16 protein-coding genes are annotated in these 17,690 nt (G+C 60.3%); 4 read left to right on the top strand and 12 right to left on the bottom strand.

Annotation, left to right across the window (positions count from 1 at the left end; all coding sequences use genetic code 11):
- Positions 1-44: 44 nt before the first annotated feature.
- Together BMZ57_RS23380 and BMZ57_RS23385 are read right to left on the bottom strand one after the other, a co-directional pair.
- The gene (locus BMZ57_RS23380; protein WP_044287834.1) at positions 45-593 is read right to left on the bottom strand and encodes a hypothetical protein; all 549 of its coding nucleotides are present in this window, start codon (positions 591-593) and stop codon (positions 45-47) included.
- 137 nt (positions 594-730) lie between these two features.
- Entirely contained in the window at positions 731-1,498 is a 768-nt protein-coding gene (locus BMZ57_RS23385; RefSeq protein WP_010207934.1) for a sulfite exporter TauE/SafE family protein, read from the bottom strand.
- A gap of 99 nt (positions 1,499-1,597) precedes the next feature.
- Between BMZ57_RS23385 and BMZ57_RS23390 the strand changes: the two genes are divergently transcribed.
- From BMZ57_RS23390 to leuA, 4 genes are all read left to right on the top strand, one after another.
- Positions 1,598-2,488, top strand: coding sequence for a LysR family transcriptional regulator (locus tag BMZ57_RS23390; protein WP_010207932.1), 891 nt, complete (start codon positions 1,598-1,600; stop codon positions 2,486-2,488).
- A 10-nt stretch (positions 2,489-2,498) separates the two neighbouring features.
- A complete protein-coding gene (gene xseA / locus BMZ57_RS23395; RefSeq protein WP_033898617.1) occupies positions 2,499-3,878 on the top strand; it encodes an exodeoxyribonuclease VII large subunit in 1,380 nt (459 codons plus the stop codon).
- Between the two features lie 3 nt (positions 3,879-3,881).
- Positions 3,882-4,703, top strand: a complete 822-nt coding sequence (locus tag BMZ57_RS23400) for a M23 family metallopeptidase (RefSeq protein WP_010207926.1) — start codon at positions 3,882-3,884, stop codon at positions 4,701-4,703.
- Positions 4,704-5,026: 323 nt separating this feature from the next.
- Complete coding sequence (gene leuA / locus BMZ57_RS23410) at positions 5,027-6,706, top strand: 2-isopropylmalate synthase (RefSeq protein ID WP_010207924.1); 1,680 nt, start codon at positions 5,027-5,029, stop codon at positions 6,704-6,706.
- A gap of 176 nt (positions 6,707-6,882) precedes the next feature.
- Here leuA and BMZ57_RS23415 read toward each other — a convergent pair whose 3' ends face one another.
- The 10 genes from BMZ57_RS23415 to rlmN form a co-directional block, all read right to left on the bottom strand.
- Positions 6,883-7,674, bottom strand: coding sequence for an amidohydrolase (locus tag BMZ57_RS23415; protein ID WP_021492274.1), 792 nt, complete (start codon positions 7,672-7,674; stop codon positions 6,883-6,885).
- Complete coding sequence (locus tag BMZ57_RS23420; RefSeq protein WP_069672769.1) at positions 7,662-8,810, bottom strand: pyridoxal phosphate-dependent aminotransferase; 1,149 nt, start codon at positions 8,808-8,810, stop codon at positions 7,662-7,664. The genes BMZ57_RS23415 and BMZ57_RS23420 overlap by 13 nt, the downstream gene beginning before the upstream one ends.
- 114 nt (positions 8,811-8,924) lie before the next feature.
- Entirely contained in the window at positions 8,925-10,394 is a 1,470-nt protein-coding gene (gene der, locus BMZ57_RS23425) for a ribosome biogenesis GTPase Der (RefSeq protein WP_010207919.1), read from the bottom strand.
- 134 nt (positions 10,395-10,528) lie between these two features.
- Positions 10,529-11,680 carry an outer membrane protein assembly factor BamB gene (gene bamB, locus BMZ57_RS23430; RefSeq protein ID WP_021492276.1) on the bottom strand — a complete coding sequence of 384 codons (1,152 nt, stop codon included), beginning with the start codon at positions 11,678-11,680 and terminating at the stop codon, positions 10,529-10,531.
- Positions 11,673-12,314, bottom strand: a complete 642-nt coding sequence (locus tag BMZ57_RS23435; protein WP_010207915.1) for a YfgM family protein — start codon at positions 12,312-12,314, stop codon at positions 11,673-11,675. Before BMZ57_RS23435 ends, bamB begins: the two co-directional genes overlap by 8 nt.
- A gap of 41 nt (positions 12,315-12,355) precedes the next feature.
- Positions 12,356-13,645 carry a histidine--tRNA ligase gene (gene hisS / locus BMZ57_RS23440; RefSeq protein ID WP_010207913.1) on the bottom strand — a complete coding sequence of 430 codons (1,290 nt, stop codon included), beginning with the start codon at positions 13,643-13,645 and terminating at the stop codon, positions 12,356-12,358.
- Positions 13,646-13,666: 21 nt separating this feature from the next.
- Positions 13,667-14,776, bottom strand: a complete 1,110-nt coding sequence (gene ispG / locus BMZ57_RS23445; protein ID WP_003175952.1) for a flavodoxin-dependent (E)-4-hydroxy-3-methylbut-2-enyl-diphosphate synthase — start codon at positions 14,774-14,776, stop codon at positions 13,667-13,669.
- 2 nt (positions 14,777-14,778) lie between these two features.
- Complete coding sequence (locus tag BMZ57_RS23450; protein ID WP_010207910.1) at positions 14,779-15,762, bottom strand: RodZ domain-containing protein; 984 nt, start codon at positions 15,760-15,762, stop codon at positions 14,779-14,781.
- The gene (pilW, locus tag BMZ57_RS23455) at positions 15,762-16,520 is read right to left on the bottom strand and encodes a type IV pilus biogenesis/stability protein PilW (RefSeq protein ID WP_010207908.1); all 759 of its coding nucleotides are present in this window, start codon (positions 16,518-16,520) and stop codon (positions 15,762-15,764) included. The genes BMZ57_RS23450 and pilW overlap by 1 nt, the downstream gene beginning before the upstream one ends.
- A 12-nt stretch (positions 16,521-16,532) precedes the next feature.
- Complete coding sequence (gene rlmN / locus BMZ57_RS23460; RefSeq protein ID WP_010207907.1) at positions 16,533-17,681, bottom strand: dual-specificity RNA methyltransferase RlmN; 1,149 nt, start codon at positions 17,679-17,681, stop codon at positions 16,533-16,535.
- Positions 17,682-17,690: the final 9 nt, after the last annotated feature.

Here is a 17,690-nt window from a genome sequence, read left to right on the forward strand (position 1 = left end):
ATCTGCTGCCTTTCTGTCGGCGCGAGCTCGCACCTACAGACAGATTAAAGCTCGACTTTGACCCAACTCATCTTCTGGTCCAACCAATCGGCAAATTCGTCGATAAAGCTCTGCTTGAACCCCGCTTCTGCCCAGTTATTGAAGATGAATCCCAAGTTGGAAAACCCGCATTCCTGCAGGAAAAGAAACCCGTTGATGTCGTCTTCATGCCCACACAGCGGGCACGTGAAGTTGTCGGTGTGGCCGGGCATCCAGTCTTCCAGGCTTTCGAACAGCGCTTCGCCGACTTCCTTGCGGCATTCCGGGCAACCGGCTTCTTCGAGAAAGCCCTTGGCCGGCGTGTAGATGCAACGCTTGTAGATGATCTCCAGGCCGTTGATCGGCTCGTTGAACGGCAACGCCTCGGGGTACAACACCACAGCGCGGGCGCCGTCGGCCAAGGCATAGGCCATGCGGTTGCCGGTGCGGCCACAGGTGGTCAGCTCTTCCTTGATGATGTTCTTGCGCACCAGCCAGCGCACGATCGCCCGGGCGCGGGGTTCGTGGACGGGCAAGGTGGAGATTTTCGGAACAAGGATGCTTTGGGAATTCATGGGAGTCCTGCGGTGTGGCGTCTGACGCCATCGCGGGCAAGCCCGGCTCCCACGGTTGATCGCATTCCAGTGTGGGAGCCGGGCTTGCCCGCGATGGGGCCCTGAAGGCTGGCAGCTTAATCCCTGCTCCACACAGGTCAAGTACTCAAATACCGTCCAATCAATGCTATGCCACTGGCAAGCACCAGCCAGGTCACCAACCGCACAAACGCCTCGCGCGACATGCGCATCGTCAGCCTGCGCCCACACCACAGCCCCAGGGCCATCGCCGGCAACAGGCACAGCGCCAACATCAGCAGCGGCAGATCCGCATACACCCCGGCAACCAGGAACAGGCTCAGGCGCACCACCGTGCTGCAGCTGATCAGCGCGCTTTGCGTGGCACGCGCCGCGTCCTTGGGCAGGCGGCTGTTCAGGTAGATCGCATATAAAAAGCCACCACTGCCAAACAGCGCCCCAAACAACCCGCCAACCGTACCCATGGGAATCGACCAAGCGCTCGCGAGCTGCGTCGGTCGCGCTTTCACCGCCAAGCTGTAAATCGCGTAGGCACTGATAAACAGCCCCATCAATAGCAGCAATAGATCCGAGTGCAGATTGAGCAAAAACACCACGCCGAGTGTGCAACCGATAGCCATGCACGGCAGCAAGCGCAGCAATTCCGGTTTGTTCACGTCCCGCCGCGATTGCAGCAAGTTGCCAAACGCCGCGACAAAATCCAGCAGCACCAGCAGTGGGATGATCTTCGACAGCGGCATAAACAGTATCAGGATCGGCCCCGCGACCAGCGCTGTGCCGAAACCGGCGATGCCAAACACGATGTAGGCCACCACCACACCCACGCCGATCACCAACCAATCCGCACCACCAAACGACCACTGACTCATCAGCTCAACCGGGCTCATGGGTAATTCCTTATTAGAGATGGCCTTCACTTTAGCCAGCGGCCAGGGATGCGACTAATATCTTCAAAGCCCTCCACCCATCTCGAAAAGGCATGACGCGTGATATCCACCCGCCAACTGCGTTACTTCGTCGAAATTGCCGACAGCGGCAGCTTCAGCGCCGCCGCCGAGCGCCTGTTTGTGGCGCAGTCAGCCTTGAGCCGGCAGATCAAAGAGCTCGAAACACAGTTGCAAACGCCACTGTTCGAGCGCACTGCACGCCAACCACGACTCACTGCGGCAGGTGAAGCGTTCTACCCGCGAGCACGCAATCTGCTGAGCGAACTGCTCAAGGCCAGCGAGATGGCGACGCAGGTAGGTAATGGCGAACGGGGGACGCTGCGCCTGAGCCATTCGAGCACGGTGCCGATGAGCGGTCCATTGCTGCAGGGTATCAGCACCTGGCTGGAACGCTGCCCAGGGGTGTCGATGGATATCGTCAAACTGTCCTCCGAAGCGCAGCTGGAACAGATCGCTGACGGTCGCCTGGACGTTGGGCTATTGCGCCTGCCCGTGTTGCGCCAGCGCGAAGGCGTACGCGTCGTGCCTTTATATAGCGAGCAGCTGTTGCTGGCGGTGCCGCCGAATCACGCACTCGCGCGCAGCCATTCGCCTATCGCACTGGAGCAGTTGAAGGACGAAGCGTTCATCTCGATTCCCCATCCCCAGCGCGGCGGCTTGAGTTATCTGTCAGCCGAATTGTGCATGCGTGCAGGATTCTTCCCCAAGGCCGCACGGGTGATGTCACGCAAGACCACCCAATTGCAGTTGATCCAGGCCGGCTTCGGTATTGCCTTGTTACCAAAATCCATGCAGGACATCGCCCCCACCAACCTGCACTTTTTGCCCCTGGCCGACCCGAACTGCCTCAGCACCGTGGCCCTGGCCTGCGTACAGACGCCAAGCGCGCTGGTGGAGCAATTCTGCCAAACCTTGCACGAATGCCTATAAACTGCCGCCCATGATTAAAGATCCTTTTGCCCGCCTGGGCCTGGACCGCGAAGTCCTGACTGTCAGCCAGCTCAACGGCCGTGCGCGGGTGTTGCTGGAAGACGTGTTCACCAATATCTGGGTCGAAGGCGAGATCTCCAACCTTGCCCGCCCGGCCTCTGGTCATGTGTATTTCACCCTCAAGGACAGCGGCGCGCAGGTGCGTTGCGCGCTGTTTCGCAACAACGCCGCGCGGGTGCGTCAGGCGTTGAAAGATGGCCTGGCAGTGAAGGTGCGCGGCAAGGTTTCGCTGTTCGAGGGCCGGGGTGATTACCAGCTGATCCTGGATACCGTGGAGCCCGCCGGTGATGGAGCATTGCGCCTGGCGTTCGATGCGCTGAAGGAAAAACTCAGCGCCGAAGGCTTGTTCAGCGCCGAACGCAAAGTGCCGTTGCCGGCGCACCCTCGGCGCATTGGCATCATCAGTTCGCCGACTGGCGCGGTAATCCGCGACATCATCAGTGTGTTCCGGCGTCGCGCACCCAACATTGAACTGACGCTGATCCCGACCGCCGTGCAAGGCCGCGAAGCGATCCCGCAAATTGTGCGCGCATTGAAACTGGCAGATGCGCGTGGCTTCGATGCGCTGATCCTGGCCCGGGGCGGTGGTTCGCTGGAAGACCTCTGGTGTTTCAACGAAGAAGCTGTGGCCCGTGCGGTGGACGCTTGCGTCACGCCAATCGTCAGCGCTGTCGGGCATGAGACCGATGTGTCCATCAGCGATTTCGTGGCCGACGTGCGCGCCCCGACGCCCTCCGCTGCAGCGGAATTGCTCGCGCCGGACGCCAGCCATCTGGTGCGCCAAGTCGAGAACCTGCATCGCCGCCTGGTGATGCTGATGCGCAACCGCCTGAGCCACGACCGCCTGCGCCTGGAGGGCATGGCGCGACGTTTGCGTCACCCTGGCGAGCGCCTGCGCCAGCAAGCCCAGCGCCTGGATGATCTGGACATGCGCCTGCGCCGAGCTTTCGAGCGCAGCCTCAATACCCGCCGTGAGCGCCTGATCCGCCTGGAAACCCGCCTCGCCGGCCAACACCCTGGCAGGCAACTTGCGCTGCTGCGCCAACGCCTGGACAGCCTCGCCGAACGCCTGCCCCGCGCCATGCGCGAAGGCCTCAAGGCGCGGCGCCTGCAGCTGCAAAGCCAGATGCAGACGCTGCACGTGGTCAGCCCGCTGGCGACCCTGGGCCGTGGTTACAGCATCCTGCTGGACGAACGCGGCCAGGCCATTCGCAATGCCGCCCAAACCCACACCGGCCAGCGCCTCACCGCACGTCTCGGTGAGGGCCAATTGCAAGTGCGGGTGGAAGACAACCACCTGACACCCGTCACCCTTTCGTTATTGGACTAACTGATGCCACGTCTCTTTAGTGTGTTGATGCTGCTGTGCCTTGCCTTTAATGCTCATGCCGATAGCTACATCATCCGCACCTTGAACAAGCCGGTGCCGGGTGGGGTTGCCGTGGTCGAACTGGGCCCTTCCGCCGCTGCGCCCAAAGCCACGTACCAGGGCAAGCCGGTGTTGGTGGTGAAGGAGGCGGACAACTGGCTGGCGATTGTCGGCATTCCGTTGACGGTCAAGCCCGGCAATGAACGTATCACCAGCGGCGGGCGCAACCTGCCGTTTATCGTCGGCTACAAGAAGTACCCCGAACAGCGCATCACCCTGAAAAACAAAAGCCAGGTGAATCCCGACCCGGCGCAGCTCAAGCGCATCGAGGCGGAACTGGCGGTGCAGATCAAGGCTTACCGCAGTTTCAGCCCGAACCTGCCGAGCAACCTGGTGTTGGACAAACCCGTAAACGGGCCACTGTCGAGCAAGTTTGGCGTGCGGCGGTTCTTCAACGGTGAGGAGCGCAACCCCCATTCAGGCCTGGACTTTGCCGTGCCGGCCGGTACACCGATCAAGACGCCGGCCAACGGTAAAGTGATTCTGGTGGGCAACTACTTCTTCAACGGCAATACCGTGTTCGTCGACCACGGACAGGGCTTTATCAGCATGTTCTGCCACATGTCGAAGATCGACGTGAAAGTCGGTGATCAGCTCACGCGTGGCACGGTGGTTGGCAAAGTCGGCGCCACGGGCCGCGCGACCGGGCCGCATATGCACTGGAACATCAGCCTGAACGATGCACGGGTCGACCCGGCGATCTTTATCGGCGCGTTCCAGCCCTGAAATGCTCGATTGCGCGCCTGATAATGGGCGCGCAATTAAAACCAGCCCTCGACACATCTTCAGGCACAAAATCTCGTTTCCTACGTAGATAACAGAACTTCTCTCAATTTTTCGCGACTGCTTGCCATCTTTCACCCCGGCGGTTAGGGTTGAGCTTATGAAAACCTCTCACACCCTCATTCAGCTCCGCCAGCACCGCAGTTTGTGCCTCGTCAGCGCACGACTGCCAGGCTGAATCGATCTGCCTCGCCTCTAAAAAGCATCCCAAAAACAGTTCCACGGCAGGCCGCCTTTTCTCGGCCCCTACAACAAAGGATTTCCCGATGAGCATGCTCAAAGACCCGTCTTCGAAGTACCGCGCGTTCCCGACCATCGACATCCCGGACCGCACCTGGCCGTCGAAGACCATCACTGAAGCGCCGATCTGGTGCAGCTCCGACCTGCGTGATGGCAACCAGTCACTGATCGAGCCAATGGATGCGGTGAAAAAACTGCGTTTCTGGAAGACCCTGGTCGCCGTCGGCGTGAAGGAAATCGAAGCCTCGTTCCCGGCCGCCTCGCAAACCGACTTCGACTTCGTACGCACCCTGATCGAAGACAACCACATCCCCGAGGACACCACCATTCAGGTGCTGACCCAGGGCCGTGAAGACTTGATCGCACGTACCTTCGAATCCCTGCGCGGTGCCAAGAAAGCCATCGTGCACTTGTACAACGCCACGTCGCCGTCCTTCCGCCGCATCGTGTTCAACCAGGACAAGGAAGGCATCAAGGCCATCGCGGTCAACGCCGCCAAGCTGTTCGTCAAGTACGCCGCTCAGCAGCCGGAAACCCAGTGGACCTTTGAATACTCCCCGGAGACCTTCAGCGCTACCGAGCTGGAGTTCGCCAAGGAAGTGTGTGACGCGGTGATCGAGGTGTGGAACCCGACGCCTGAGCACAAGATGATCCTCAACCTGCCGGCCACCGTGGAATGCGCCACGCCGAACATCTATGCCGACCAGATCGAGTGGTTCGGTCGTCATATCAACCGTCGTGACAGCGTGATCATCAGCCTGCACACCCACAACGACCGTGGCACCGGCGTGGCCGCCACCGAGCTGGGCCTGATGGCCGGCGCCGACCGAGTCGAAGGCTGCCTGTTCGGCAACGGCGAGCGTACCGGTAACGTCGACCTGGTCACCGTGGCCCTGAACATGTACACCCAGGGCCTCGACCCGCAACTGGACTTCTCCGACATCGACGGCGTGCGCAAGGTCGTCGAGGAGTGCAATCAGATTCAGGTGCACCCACGTCACCCCTACGTCGGTGATCTGGTGCACACCGCCTTCTCCGGCTCTCACCAGGACGCGATCCGCAAGGGCTTTTCCCAGCAGAAAGACGATGCGCTGTGGGAAGTGCCGTACTTGCCGATCGATCCAGCCGACATTGGCCGCAGCTACGAGGCGGTGATTCGTGTGAACAGCCAGTCGGGCAAAGGCGGCATCGCCTACCTGCTGGAGCAGGAATACGACATCAGCTTGCCGCGTCGCATGCAGATCGAGTTCAGCCAAGTGGTACAGGCCGAAACCGACCGCGTGGGCCTGGAGATGACAGCGCCGCAGATCTACGCCTTGCTGCAGCGTGAGTACCTGCAAGCCAATACGCCGTACGCACTGGTCAGCCATCGCCTGCAGGAAGAAAACGGCAACAGCTTTGTCGAGGTGGAAGTCTCCGGCAAGGGCCAGGGCGAAACCAACCTGCACTGGAAAGGCAAAGGCAATGGCGCGCTGGAAGCGCTCGTGGCGGGCCTGCCGATTGGTGTGGAGATCATGGATTACAACGAACATGCGATCGGTGCGGGCACCAATGCTAAAGCGGCGGCCTACATCGAGCTGCGCGTGAACGGTGAGCGTCCGGTGCATGGTGTGGGTATTGATGAGAACATCACCACCGCCAGCTTCAAGGCGCTGTTCAGTGCGCTGAATCGCTCGTTGAGCCAGCAGGAAGCCAAGGCGGCGTAACTGGCTGCTGAAATATGAAAGGCCTCTGGGTGAGAATCCAGGGGCCTTTTTTGCTTTGGGTTGTGGGTGATGCTGATGGCCTCTTCGCGAGCAAGCCCGCTCCCACATTTTGACCGTATTCCTACAGGATAAACGCGGTCAAGTGTGGGAGCGGGCTTGCTCGCGAAGGCGGTGCTTCAGACAAACTGAAAAGTATCGGCGTCCAAGTTCGCGGGAAACCGCGTGCGGTAAGCCGCCAATTCCGCCGCATCCAGGTTCACTTGGAACACCCCGTCCGCCTCCCCCGCACTGAGCAAGGTCTCACCCTGGAAGTCGAGCACCTGACTGTCCCCGGTGTAGGCAAAGCCTTTGCCATCCGTGCCCACACGGTTCACCGCCGCCACGTAGCACAGGTTCTCGATGGCCCGCGCCGGCAGCAGCCGGTTCCAGTGTGAACGCCGCGCACCCGGCCAGTTGGCGGTGTACAGCAGCAGGTCAGTGTCCTGAGCGTCGCGACTCCACACCGGAAAGCGCAGGTCGTAGCAGATCAACGGGCGAATACGCCAGCCCTTCAATTCGAACTGCACCTGGCGTTCGCCGGGGGTGTAATGATTGTGTTCACCGGCCATGCGGAACAGATGGCGCTTGTCGTAATGCAGCACCTCGCCATCCGGACGCGCCCATAACAAGCGGTTGCGGTGGCTGCCGTCCGCGGCCTGGATGATCACACTGCCGGTGATCACCGCGTTGTACTTCGCCGCCTGGGCCTGGAGCCAATGATGGGTCGGGCCGTACTCAGGCTCCGCGAGGGTTTGTGACTCCATCGAGAAGCCGGTGGTGAACATCTCCGGCAGCACAATCAGGTCGGCGCCTTGGGCTTGTTCAAGCAGCAGCTCGAAGTGTTCAAGGTTGGCTTGGCGGTCATGCCAGGCCAGGTTGGTCTGGACCAGGGCGATGTTCAGGTTCGGCAGTGCACTCAGATCACGCATAGTTTTTCCGCCGCTTGGCGCAGCGTTTCCTCGCGTTTGGCAAAGCACAGGCGCACCAGGCGCTGGCCTTGGGGTGGGGTCTGGTAGAACACCGAGACCGGGATCGTCGCCACGCCGTGTTCGCGGGTCATCCACAGGGACATGGCGACGTCATCCAGGTCCGGGCGGATCTGTGAGTAATCCACCAGTTGGAAGTAGGTTCCTGTCACTCGGGTAAAGCTGAAACGGGACGCTGCCAACAGGTCGCAGAACAGGTCACGCTTGGCCTGGTAGAAAGCCGGGAGTTCCTCGACATGTTCAGGGTGTTCAGCCATGAAGTCGGCCAGCGCGTATTGCAGGGGGGTCACACCGCAGAAATTGACGTATTGGTGCACCTTGCGCAGTTCGGCGGTGAGGGCTGGCGGCGCGACCACATAGCCGGTTTTCCAACCGGTGACGTGGTAAGTCTTGCCGAAAGAGCTGACCACGAACGCACGTGGGTAGAGTTCTTCGTGCGCCAACACGCTGACATGAGCCACGCCGTCAAATACCAGGTGTTCGTAGACTTCATCGCTGACCAGGTAGATGTCGCGGTCACGGATCAATTCGGCCAACTGGTCCAGCTCAGCGCGGCTGATCAAGGCACCTGTCGGGTTGTGAGGGTTATTGAGAATGATCATGCGCGTGCGCGGAGACAGCGCCGCCTTTATTTTCTCGAAGTCGAGGGCAAAGCCGCTCAGGCTCAGTTGCACATGCACGCAGCGACCACCGGCCAGCTCCACTGAAGGCTCATAGCTGTCGTAGCTGGGGTCGAACACGATCACTTCATCGCCATTACGAATCACCGCCTGGATCGCGCAGAAGATTGCCTCGGTGGCGCCAGGGGTGATGGTCACTTCACTGTCGGCATCGACCGTGGCCCCGTAACTGCGGGCGATCTTGGCGGCCACTTGCTGCCGCAGCACCGGCAGGCCGGTCATTGGCGCATATTGGTTATGCCCAAGGGCGATATGCTTGCCCACCGCGTCGAGCAAACCCTGGGGGCCATTGAAGTCCGGGAAGCCTTGGGACAGGTTGAGCGCGCCGGTTTCGGCAGCGAGTTGCGACATGGTGGTGAAAATAGTCGTGCCGACATTCGGCAGCTTGCTGGTGATCATCGGAAGCCCCTGCAGGTGAGCCCCAAGTTTTAAGCTGCCGACCGCATCGGGTCAAGGCACAAACCGTCGCGCACAAAAAAGGGCTCATCAAGAGCCCTTTTTGCGAGGTCGGAATCAGCGCTTGTCGCGGCGCTTCTTGTCGGCCTTTTTGTGGTGAGTCATCAAACGACGCTTCTTGTTCACCTGACGGTCAGTCAGTGTGTTCTTGTTGCCTTCGTATGGGTTCTCGCCACCCTTGAACTCGATACGGATCGGCGTACCGACCAGTTTCAAGACACGGCGGTAGGTGTTTTCCAGGTAACGCACATAGGACTTCGGCACCTTCTCGATCTGGTTACCGTGGATCACGATAATCGGCGGGTTGGCACCACCCAAGTGGGCGTAACGCAGTTTGATCCGGCGGTTGTTGACCATCGGCGGCGCGTGCTCGCCAACGGCATCTTCCAGGATCTGGGTCAGGCGGTTGGTCGGCCAGCGGGTGACGGCAGACTTGAACGAGTTCTGTACGGACGCGTAGAGGTTGCCCACACCGGTGCCGTGCAGTGCCGAGATAAAGTGGATATCGGCGAACTCGACGAAGAACAACCGACGCTGCAGCTCAATCTTGACGAAATCGCGCTCGCTCGGCGTCATGCCGTCCCACTTGTTGATCGCGATCACCAGTGCCCGACCGGCCTCCAGGGCGAAGCCCAGCAGGTTGAGGTCGTGGTCCACCACGCCTTCGCGGGCGTCCATCACGAAGATCACCACGTTGGCGTCTTTGATCGCTTGCAGGGTTTTCACCACCGAGAACTTTTCAACTTCCTCGTGGATCTTGCCGCGCTTGCGCACACCGGCGGTGTCGATCAGCGTGTACTTTTCCTCGTTACGTTCGAACGGGATGTAGATGCTGTCGCGGGTGGTGCCGGGTTGGTCGTAGACGATGACCCGGTCTTCACCGAGCATACGGTTGACCAGCGTGGACTTACCAACGTTTGGACGGCCGATGATGGCGATCTTGATACCGTCTTTTTCACTCGGGCCTGGAATGCGCTTGGCTTCCTCACCTTCGGCGACGATCTCTTCCTCACCCTCTTCTTCCTCGGCGTTATCCTTCGGAAAGCTGCTGAGGGCAATTTCCAACATCTGGGTAATGCCACGACCGTGGGCACCGGCGATCGGGATCGCATCGCCCAGGCCCATCGGGCTGAATTCGGCACGGGCCAGTTCAGGATCGATGTTGTCGATCTTGTTGGCGACCACGTAGGAACGCTTGTTGCGCTTGCGCAGGTGCTCGCCAATCATCTGGTCGGCGGCGGTATAGCCTGCACGGGCGTCCACCAGGAACAACACGACATCGGCTTCTTCAATGGCCAGCAGCGACTGCTCGGCCATCTTTTCGTCCATGCCATGCTCATCACCGGAGATACCACCGGTGTCGACAATAATGTAGGAGCGCCCTTGCCACTTTGCCTCACCGTATTGGCGATCACGGGTCAGACCGGACAAGTCGCCGACGATGGCGTCGCGAGTCCTGGTCAGGCGGTTGAACAAGGTGGACTTGCCGACGTTAGGTCGGCCCACCAGGGCGATTACGGGAACCATGCGGCTCTCCACTTCGTTATTTCAGAAAATACAAAAGCCGCTGCAAGGCAGCGGCTGGTGCTCGGGGCAGCATCGTCAGATGCCGCATGCCCCGCCGAAGCGGGGCCGCCTGGGTGTTACCCCAAGCATAGTTCTTACTTGATGGTCAGGGCTTCCAGCTTGCCGCTGTTGCCATACACATAAAGCATGTTACCCACGACCAGCGGACGCGCACGCAGGCCGTCGCTGTCGATACGCTCGCGACCCACGAAGCGACCGTCTACCTGGCTCAACAGGTGCAGGTAGCCTTCGAAGTCACCCACGGCGACGTAGCTGGAGAACACTTCCGGTGCCGACAGTTGACGGCGGGCCAGAGAGTCGTTGCTCCACAGCGCGGTCGTGGAACGTTCGTCGACACTTTCAACGGTACCGGACGCCAGGCTGACGTAGACGCTGCCAAACCCTTGGGCGACACCGGCGTAGCTGGAAGCATCACGCTGCCAGTTCACACGGCCGCTCTGCAGGTCCAGTGCCGCAACACGGCCCTGGTAAGTGGCGACGTAGAGGGTTTCACCGGACAGCAGCAAGCCACCGTCGATGTCCACTACGCGGTCCAGTTCGGAACGGCCTTGCGGGATGGCCACACGGGTTTCCCAGGCCGGCACGCCGTTCTGGGTATCCAGCGCGACCACTTTACCGGTCGACAGGCCTGCAACGGCCAGATTGTTGGTCACAATCGGACCACTGGTACCGCGCAGCGTCAGCACCGCTGGGGTGCTGTCATACAACCAGCGCTGTTCGCCAGTGCTGGCGTCGAGGCCGATCACACGGTCGTCCTGTGTTTGCACCACGACGATATCGCCGTTGGTGGCAGGCGGTGCGAGTACTTCACTGGTCACGCGGGCGCGCCATTTCTCTTCACCGGTGCTGGAATCCAGGGCTACGACTTCGCCTTTCAGCGTGCCGAGCATGACCATGCCGTAACCCACGCCTACGGCGCCGGAAACTGGCAATTCGAGGTCTTTCTTCCACTTGACGTCGCCGTTCATGCGATCCATGGAGATCACCACGCCGGTGACATCAGCGGCCACAATGTTGTCACCGTCGATTGCCGGTACCAGCATGTTGTAGGTTTCGCCCTGACCGTCACCGATGGAGCGGCTCCACTGCTTTTGCAGGACCACTTCTTCCTTGAAGCTGGTCAGCTCCGCAGGCGGCAGTTCTTTTTTACTGTTGCTGCTGCAACCCGCGGCCAGAACGGCCAGAGCCAGCAATGCTGCATGTTTCCAACGGATCACGTCACGCATCCCCTTTGGCCAAGTCGTCCAGCTTGATTTGTAAGCCACCGACCGCCGCTTCATCAGACAGCGCCGCCTTGGCTTTTTGGTACGCAGCATTGGCTTCGTCGGTACGACCCAATTGGACCAACAGGTCGCCCTTGAGCTCTTCGCGAGTGGCTACAAATGCCTTGTCAGCATCGCCGTCGAGCAGTTTGAGTGCTTCGTCAGCCTTGTTCTGTGCCGCCAGGACCTGAGCCAGGCGCTGACGTGCGATTTCACCCAGGGTTGGGTTGGTCGGTTTGTCGGCGATGGCCTTCAGCTCTGCGGCGGCGTCATCCAGCTTGCCGGTGTCTACCGCGACTTTCGCGACGAACAGGCTGCCGTATTGGGCGTAGGTGCTACCGCCGAATTCGTTCTTCAGCTTGCCGGCCAGGTCTGCAACCTGCGCAGGATCAGGCTTGCCGTCCGGCGTCAGGGTGGTTTCCAGCAATTGCTGATAGACGATCGAGGCGCCTTGGGACTGGTTGGCCTGATACTTGGTCCAGGCTTGCCAGCCGAACACCACCACTAAAGCCAGCAGGCCGCCAGTAACCAGGGGCTTGCCGTTACGCTGCCACCAGTCCTTGAACTCGGCCAGTTGCTCATCATCAGTACTCGACACCCCAATACTCCTTAATCGCTAAATTCGGCTGTTCGACAGCTTCAACCCTGCACGACGCAGGTGGCCAAGTGCGCAGCGAGCGCATCAAAGGCAATGTTCTGTTGCTCGCCCTGGCCACGCAGGGGTTTGAAACCTATCACTTGCTGGGCCAGCTCGTCATCGCCAAGGATCAATGCATACAGCGCACCGCTCTTGTCGGCCTTCTTGAACTGGCTCTTGAAGCTGCCGGCGCCGGCATTGACTTGCAGGCGCAGGTTTGGCAGTTGGTCGCGGACCTTTTCGCTCAGGGCCAGGGCAGCCAGTTCGGCGGCCTCGCCAAAGGCGCACAGGTACACGTCCACCTGACGGGAGATCTCTTCCGGGACCTTCTCCAGGGTTTCCAGCAGCAGGATCAGCCGCTCGATGCCCATAGCGAAGCCCACACCGGTGGTCGGTTTGCCGCCCATCTGCTCGACCAGGCCGTCGTAACGACCACCGGCACACACGGTGCCCTGGGCGCCGAGTTTGTCGGTGACCCACTCGAACACGGTCTTGCTGTAATAATCGAGGCCGCGCACCAGTTTGGTGTTGATTTCGAACGGAATACCGGCCGCCTCCAGACGAGCCTTGAGGCCCTCGAAGTGGATACGGGACTCGTCGTCCAGGTAATCGGCCATTTTCGGCGCATTGACCAGCACGGCCTGGGTGTCGGCGTTCTTGGTATCGAGGACGCGCAACGGGTTGGTCTTCAGACGGCGCTGGCTGTCTTCGTCCAACTTGTCCAGGTGGGCCGACAGGTACTCGACCAGGGCCACTTTATAGCGGCCGCGGGATTCGCTGGTACCCAGGCTGTTGAGTTCAAGCTTGACCGCGTCGCGGATACCCAGCAGGCCCCACAGGCGCCAGGTCAGCACGATCAGCTCGGCGTCGATGTCCGGGCCGTCGATGTTGAACACTTCCAGGCCGATCTGGTGAAACTGGCGATAACGGCCTTTCTGGGGGCGTTCGTGACGAAACATCGGGCCGATGTACCACAACTTTTGCGGCTGGCCAGCACCGGTGAGGCCATGCTCAAGCACGGCGCGCACGCACGCGGCAGTGCCTTCCGGACGCAGGGTCAGGGAGTCGCCGTTGCGGTCTTCAAAGGTGTACATCTCTTTTTCGACGATGTCAGTCACTTCACCGATGGAGCGTTTGAACAGCTCGGTGAACTCGACAATCGGCATGCGGATCTGCTTATAACCGTAGTTATCCAGCAGGCGCGCGACAGTGCCCTCGAAATAGCGCCACAGCGGCGTCTGTTCCGGCAGGATGTCGTTCATGCCACGAATGGCTTGCAAAGACTTGCTCACATCAAATCCTTAAATTCGTTCTTAGCCGCGCGCGATCAGCGCTGCGTCAGCCGCGACCTTCTCGGCCGCTTTCTCGCGGATCAGCTTTTCCAGCTCATCCACCAGATTGTCATTCGTCAACTTCTGCGACGGCTTGCCGTCGATGTAGATCAGGTTCGGCGTACCACCGGTCAGGCCCACATGGGCTTCTTTGGCTTCGCCCGGCCCGTTGACCACACAACCGATAACCGCAACATCCAGCGGCACCAGCAGGTCTTCAAGGCGCAACTCCAAGTCGTTCATGGTTTTCACCACGTCGAAGTTCTGCCGCGAGCAGCTCGGGCAGGCAATGAAATTGATGCCACGGGAACGCAAACGCAGGGACTTGAGGATGTCGTAACCGACTTTCACTTCCTCTACAGGGTCTGCCGCCAGCGAGATGCGGATAGTATCGCCAATTCCTTCGGCGAGCAGCATACCGAGACCCACCGCAGATTTCACTGTGCCTGAGCGTAAACCGCCCGCTTCAGTGATACCCAGGTGCAACGGCTGCACGATTTCCTTGGCCAGCAGGCGGTAGGCTTCTACTGCCATGAACACGTCGGAGGCCTTTACGCTGACCTTGAAGTCCTGGAAATTCAGGCGTTCAAGGTGTTCAACGTGGCGCAGCGCCGATTCAACCAGCGCTGCCGGCGTCGGCTCGCCGTATTTCTTTTGCAGGTCTTTTTCCAGCGAGCCGGCGTTGACGCCGATACGGATTGGAATGCCACGGTCGCGGGCCGCGTCCACCACCGCACGCACACGGTCTTCACGACCGATGTTGCCCGGGTTGATACGCAGGCAGTCCACACCCAGTTCGGCCACACGCAACGCGATCTTGTAGTCGAAGTGAATGTCGGCAACCAACGGCACCTTGACCAGTTGCTTGATGCGACCAAAAGCTTCGGCAGCGTCCATGTCCGGCACGGACACGCGCACGATGTCCACGCCCGCAGCTTCCAGACGGTTGATCTGGGCAACGGTGGCGGCCACGTCATTGGTGTCGCTGTTGGTCATGCTCTGGACCGCGATGGGGGCATCGCCCCCCACCGGCACCGAGCCGACCCAGATCTTGCGCGATACGCGACGTTTGATTGGAGATTCGCCGTGCATGACTATTGTCCCAACTTCAGGCGAGCAGTTTCGCCGGTGGTGAACGGCGCTACGTCCACAGGCTGGCCGTTGTAGGCCACTTGCGCGCCACGGGCAAAACCCAGACGCAGCGTCAAAGGAGGCTTGCCGCCCTGGTCAAGCGTATCTCCCTTACGCTTCAGACCGCTAAACAGCACTTTGCCATTGCCATCGGTGACCTGCGTCCAGCAGTCAGCGATGAAGGTGATCTGTACACGACCATCACCGGCGATCAACGCTGGTGCGGTGGGCGGCGAAATAGCAGGCGCTACCGGAGCGGCGGGAGCCGGCGTCGCTGGCGCCTGCACGGGAGCTGCCGGTGTCTGGGCAACCGGAGCAGCCGGCGTCGCGGGAGTCGGTGCGGCAGCGGTCGCGGCTGGCGCGGTTTCCGGTGCTGCTGGCTGCTCGGTGGCAACCGGTGCTTCAGGCAAGGCCTGGCCTTCGGCAACGGCCTGGTCTTCCGGCTCGTCCAGCGGATGAATCTGAGTGGTGCCGTCGGCGCTTTCGACTTCGACGTGCTCCATGGCGTTGCTGGTCAGGTCCTTGGTACGTTGGGAGGCCTGGTCCTGCCACCAGACGAAACCGCCACCGATGACCGCGATCAGCAGCAACAGGCTGACAATACGCAAAATCGTGTGGGAAACCCGTACAGGCTCTTCGATGCGACCCAGGCCGTGCACGTTGCTGCCCTGGGAGTCGGTGCCGGTGAACTGGTCGAATTCCTGGACCAGTATGGCCTGGTCGATACCCAGCAATTTGGCATAGGCGCGGATATAGCCACGGGCAAAGGTGTGCCCAGGCAGCTTATCGAACGCGCCAGCTTCCAGATTGCCCAGGGACGTCGTGGTCAGATTGAGCTTGAGGGCCACTTCCGCCAGCGACCAACCATTGCTTTCACGGGCCTGACGCAAGGTGTCGCCTGGGTTTACGCGATTAGCTGCTACAACTTCCGGGTGCGCCGCTTTCATCATTGCTCCGACAGGTATTGCTGATATTCCGGCGTACCGGGATAGAGTCGTTCGAGTTGCTGGCCAAAACGTGCGGCCGTGTCGCGCTCTTCATGAACCGTCGCCAAGCGCACGCCGAGCAATAGACTACGTGCATTTTGCCCGCTGAGCAGGCTAAAGCGCTCGTAATAGTCACGTGCCGGCACATAATGCCTGTCTTCGTAGGACAACTCAGCCATTTCAAGCAATGCCCGAGGCTGGCGACCGTTCAAATGCAGGGCTTTTTCCAGGTGCTGGCGAGCGCTGTCACGCTGGCCGAGGCGCATCGAGGTAACCCCAAGGTTCTCGAACACCCTCGAACGCTCAGGATAGAGGGTATCAGTGCTGGCTTGCTGGAAATAAAGGGCGGCCTGGTCATAACGTGTCTGCTCGAACAGGAAGCTGCCGTAATTGTTCAGCAGCCGTGGGTCGGCAGGACGGGCAGCCAGGGCCTTATGGAAATACTGTTCGGCCAGTTCCGGCTCGGCCTGGGCCTGGAACACCAGGGCCAGTGCGCCATTGGCATCGGGATCGTCGCTGTCCAGCTCAAGCGCTTTCTTCAACGGCACCTTGGCGTGCTCGCTCATGCCTTGTTGCAGGTAACCCAAGCCCAGCTGCACATAGGCAACCCGCGCCTCCTCACGGCCTTTACCGGTTTGCAAAGGGCTCTCATGACCCGATGAAACACAACCGGCCGCGAGACCGGTAACAAGCAAAAGCAGCGCAAGGCGCAATGGCATAGAGATCCTCTCTCAGATTCGATTCACAGCGATCAGCGGTAAATCGTCGGCGGCGCTCACTTCGCGTCCGGCGATATAACGTTCGCTGCGGCGGGTACGGTCCATCACCTGCCCTACCAATTGGCCACAGGCGGCGTCGATGTCTTCACCACGGGTGGTGCGCACGGTCACGTTGTAGCCAGCCTGGTGCAGTTGATCCTGGAAACGGCGGATGGCGTTGTTGCTCGGCCGCTCGTAGCCAGAATGTGGAAACGGGTTAAACGGGATCAGGTTGATCTTGCACGGCGTGTCCTTGAGCAACTCGATCATCTCGACCGCGTGCTCGACCTTGTCGTTGATGTCCTTGAGCAAGGTGTACTCAATGGTCAACACACGTTTTTCGCCCAAGGTCGCCATGTAACGCTGGCAAGATTCGAGCAGCATCTTAAGCGGATACTTCTTGTTGATTGGCACCAATTGGTTACGCAATGCGTCATTGGGTGCGTGCAGTGACAACGCCAGGGAGACGTCGATGTGCTTGGCCAGCTCATCGATCATCGGTACCACGCCGGAGGTCGACAGGGTCACGCGGCGCTTGGAAATGCCGTAGCCCAGGTCGTCCATCATCAGGTGCATGGCCGAAATGACGTTGTCGAAGTTCAGCAGCGGCTCACCCATGCCCATCATCACCACGTTGGTGATGGCACGGTCGACGGTCGCCGGGACGCTGCCAAAGGATTTGTTGGCAATCCACACCTGGCCGATCACTTCAGCGGCGGTGAGGTTGCTATTGAAGCCTTGCTTGCCGGTGGAGCAGAAACTGCAGTCCAGGGCACAGCCTGCCTGGGACGAAACGCACAAGGTACCGCGCTTGCCCTGGGGAATGTACACGGTCTCGACGCAGCTGCCGGACGCCACGCGCACCACCCATTTGCGGGTGCCGTCGCTGGAGATGTCTTCGCTGACCACTTCGGGACCACGGACCTCAGCAATGGCCTTGAGCTTGTCGCGCAGGGCCTTGCTGACGTTCGTCATGGCGTCGAAATCGTCGACGCCAAAGTGGTGAATCCATTTCATTACCTGACCGGCACGGAAACGCTTCTCCCCGATTGAGTCGAAGAATTTCTCCATTTCCGGCTGGGTCAGACCCAGCAGGTTGGTTTTTACAGTCGATGTCGTCATGGATTCACC

Origin of the sequence: Pseudomonas simiae, from assembly GCF_900111895.1 — a bacterium.
Taxonomy (GTDB): domain Bacteria; phylum Pseudomonadota; class Gammaproteobacteria; order Pseudomonadales; family Pseudomonadaceae; genus Aquipseudomonas; species Aquipseudomonas simiae.

Bases quoted from the DNA above. Each gene is read 5' to 3' on its own strand.
- BMZ57_RS23380 (WP_044287834.1), bottom strand. From the start codon at position 593: ATGAATTCCCAAAGCATCCTTGTTCCGAAAATCTCCACCTTGCCCGTC.
- BMZ57_RS23385 (WP_010207934.1), bottom strand. From the start codon at position 1,498: ATGAGCCCGGTTGAGCTGATGAGTCAGTGGTCGTTTGGTGGTGCGGAT.
- xseA (WP_033898617.1), top strand. From the start codon at position 2,499: ATGATTAAAGATCCTTTTGCCCGCCTGGGCCTGGACCGCGAAGTCCTG.
- BMZ57_RS23400 (WP_010207926.1), top strand. From the start codon at position 3,882: ATGCCACGTCTCTTTAGTGTGTTGATGCTGCTGTGCCTTGCCTTTAAT.
- leuA (WP_010207924.1), top strand. From the start codon at position 5,027: ATGAGCATGCTCAAAGACCCGTCTTCGAAGTACCGCGCGTTCCCGACC.
- BMZ57_RS23415 (WP_021492274.1), bottom strand. From the start codon at position 7,674: ATGCGTGATCTGAGTGCACTGCCGAACCTGAACATCGCCCTGGTCCAG.
- BMZ57_RS23420 (WP_069672769.1), bottom strand. From the start codon at position 8,810: ATGATCACCAGCAAGCTGCCGAATGTCGGCACGACTATTTTCACCACC.
- der (WP_010207919.1), bottom strand. From the start codon at position 10,394: ATGGTTCCCGTAATCGCCCTGGTGGGCCGACCTAACGTCGGCAAGTCC.
- bamB (WP_021492276.1), bottom strand. From the start codon at position 11,680: ATGCGTGACGTGATCCGTTGGAAACATGCAGCATTGCTGGCTCTGGCC.
- ispG (WP_003175952.1), bottom strand. From the start codon at position 14,776: ATGCACGGCGAATCTCCAATCAAACGTCGCGTATCGCGCAAGATCTGG.
- BMZ57_RS23450 (WP_010207910.1), bottom strand. From the start codon at position 15,762: ATGAAAGCGGCGCACCCGGAAGTTGTAGCAGCTAATCGCGTAAACCCA.
- pilW (WP_010207908.1), bottom strand. From the start codon at position 16,520: ATGCCATTGCGCCTTGCGCTGCTTTTGCTTGTTACCGGTCTCGCGGCC.
- rlmN (WP_010207907.1), bottom strand. From the start codon at position 17,681: ATGACGACATCGACTGTAAAAACCAACCTGCTGGGTCTGACCCAGCCG.